The following is a 2,496-nucleotide window of genomic DNA, read 5'->3' as shown; positions in this document are numbered from 1 at the left end:
CCCGCCCCTGCGTGCAGGCGGGCTGGGTCGAAGCCGATCGGCAAGTGGGTCAGACCGGCAAAACGGTTCGCCCCAAGCTCTACATCGCCGCCGGCATCAGCGGCGCCATCCAGCACCGCGTGGGCATGGAGTCGTCAGACGTCATCGTCGCCATCAACACCGATGCGAACGCACCGATCTTCGACTTCGCCCACCACGGCATCGTCGGCAACGCCATGCAGGTGCTGCCCGCGCTGACCCAGGCCTTCCAGGCCCACCTCGACCAGCGCATCCGCAAGGTCGCCTGACCTCGCCTACACAGCAGGAGCAAGACCATGAAAGCCAATCAGAAGTTCGACGCCATCGTTGTGGGCGCTGGCCCCTCGGGCAACGCCGCCGCCTACACCATGGCCAAGGCCGGCCTGAAGGTGCTGCAGATCGAGCGTGGTGAGTACCCCGGCAGCAAGAACGTGCAAGGCGCCATCCTCTATGCCGACGCGCTCGAACGCATCATCCCCGACTTCCGCGACGACGCGCCGCTGGAGCGCCACATCATCGAGCAACGCATGTGGGTGCTCGACGACGCCAGCTTCGTGGGCAGCCACTTCCGCAGCGAGGACTACAACAAGCCGCCCTACAACCGCTACACCATCATCCGCGCGCAGTTCGACAAGTGGTTCAGCTCGAAGGTGCGCGAAGCCGGCGCCCTGCTGATCTGCGAGACCACGGTCCAGAACCTGATCATGGACGGCGACAAAGTGGTGGGCGTGCGCTGCGACCGCGAAGCGGGCGACGTGTTCGCCGACGTGGTGGTGCTCGCCGATGGCGTCAACAGCACGCTGGCGCGCAAGGCGGGCTTTCACCCCGAGATCAAGTCCAGCAACGTCGCGCTGGCCGTCAAGGAAATCCTCTTCATGCCCGAAGAGCTGATCCAGCAGCGCTTCAACATCAAGGACGAAGAAGGCGTTGTCATCGAAATGGTGGGCAAGATCACCGACGGCATGATGGGCACGGGCTTCCTCTACACCAACAAGGACTCGCTCACCATCGGCATCGGCTGCATGCTCTCGGACTTCAAGAAGAACGAAAACAAGACCTCGCCTTACCAGCTGCTGGAGAACCTCAAGCGCCACCCATCCGTGGCACCGCTGATCGAAGGCGGAGAGATGAAAGAGTACTGCGCTCACCTGATCCCCGAAGGCGGCTTCTTTGCCGTCCCCAAGGTGCATGGCAACGGCTGGATGATCGTCGGTGACTCGGGTGGCTTCGTCAACGCCGTGCACCGCGAGGGCTCCAACCTGGCCATGACCACCGGCCGCCTGGCTGCGGAGACCGTGATCAACGCCAAGGCCGCCGGCAAGACGCTCAACGAAGCCACGCTCAAGGCCTACCAGAAGGCGCTTGACGAATCCTTCGTGATGAAGGACCTCAAGAAGTACCGCGACATGCCCAAGGTCTTCCACGAGAACCCGCAGTTCTTCACCACCTACCCCGAGCTGCTCAACAAGGCGGCGCGCACCATGGTCACGGTCGACAACGTCGACAAGAAGACCAAGGAGCGCGAGGTGTTCTCGAGCTTCCGGACGGCGCGCAGCTTCACCGGCCTGGTGGGCGACGCCTTCAAGCTCTGGCGCGCTTTCCGCTGATCCGCGCTGATCCGCGCTGCCCCCAACCTGACGACGACACGACAGGAGCCCTCGACATGACCCCCATCTCCGTCAACGTGGAAGACAAGCTCTTTCAAAACCGCTACAAGGTCGACGCCGGCCGCCCTCACATCCAGATCAAGGATGCCGGGGTCTGCCGCAGCACCGGCCAGGACCGCAGCTGCACCTTCGTGTGCCCGGCCAGTTGCTACACGGCCGAAGGCAATGGTTCTGTGACCCTCATCACCGATGGCTGCCTGGAATGTGGCAGCTGCCGGATCATCTGTTCAGAGCATGCCAACGTCGCCTGGGAGTACCCTCGCGGCGGCCACGGCATCCTTTTCAAGTTCGGCTGAAAGCCGCTGGAGCCCCCATGTCCCGACCTGAACGCAGCGTCTTCGTCTGCTCACAACAGCGCCCGCCTGGGCACCCGCGCGGTTGTTGCGCCGCGCAAGGCAGCCAGGCCGTGCTGCAGGCCTTCTGGCAGCAACTCCAGGCCAGGCAAGCCTATGACCAGGTGGACGTGACCTACTCGGGCTGCCTGGGGCCATGCGATGGCGGCGTCAACGTCGTCGTCTTCCCCGACAGCGTGCTCTACAGCCGCGTCAAACCGGAAGACGTGCCCGAGATCTTCGAGAAACACCTGCTGGGCGGCGAGGTCGTGACCCGGCTGGCCGCCTCGGCCGGCGCCTGGTGATCGGGTGGGCCAAGTGAACCTGTTCACCGGCGAATCGTCCAACGAGCTCTTCGGCGGTGAGGTGCCTCCACAGGTGCGCCACCTGGTCGACGAAGCACGCCAGGAGCCCAACCCCCAGCGCGCACTGGCCCTGCTGTGGACGGCCCAGGTCTGCGCACCGGACTGCCCTGCGAA

4 protein-coding genes are annotated in these 2,496 nt (G+C 64.4%); all 4 read left to right on the top strand.

Annotated elements, in window-relative coordinates:
- On the top strand, window positions 1-287 hold a 287-nt coding region (locus B2W70_RS00620), incomplete at its 5' end, for an electron transfer flavoprotein subunit alpha/FixB family protein (protein ID WP_286742001.1).
- A gap of 27 nt (window positions 288-314) precedes the next feature.
- Entirely contained in the window at window positions 315-1,625 is a 1,311-nt protein-coding gene (locus B2W70_RS00615) for an FAD-dependent monooxygenase (protein WP_286742000.1), read from the top strand.
- 56 nt (window positions 1,626-1,681) lie between these two features.
- A complete protein-coding gene (locus tag B2W70_RS00610) occupies window positions 1,682-1,981 on the top strand; it encodes a ferredoxin family protein (RefSeq protein ID WP_286741998.1) in 300 nt (99 codons plus the stop codon).
- Between the two features lie 17 nt (window positions 1,982-1,998).
- On the top strand, window positions 1,999-2,322 hold the full coding sequence (locus tag B2W70_RS00605) for a (2Fe-2S) ferredoxin domain-containing protein (RefSeq protein WP_286741997.1): 324 nt from the start codon (window positions 1,999-2,001) through the stop codon (window positions 2,320-2,322).
- Window positions 2,323-2,496: the final 174 nt, after the last annotated feature.

It is taken from the genome of Aquabacterium sp. UBA2148 (assembly GCF_002328915.1).
GTDB lineage: Bacteria > Pseudomonadota > Gammaproteobacteria > Burkholderiales > Burkholderiaceae_C > Aquabacterium > Aquabacterium parvum.
Note: the sequence above shows the minus strand (reverse complement) of the source record. Positions and strands in the feature narration are given on the sequence as shown.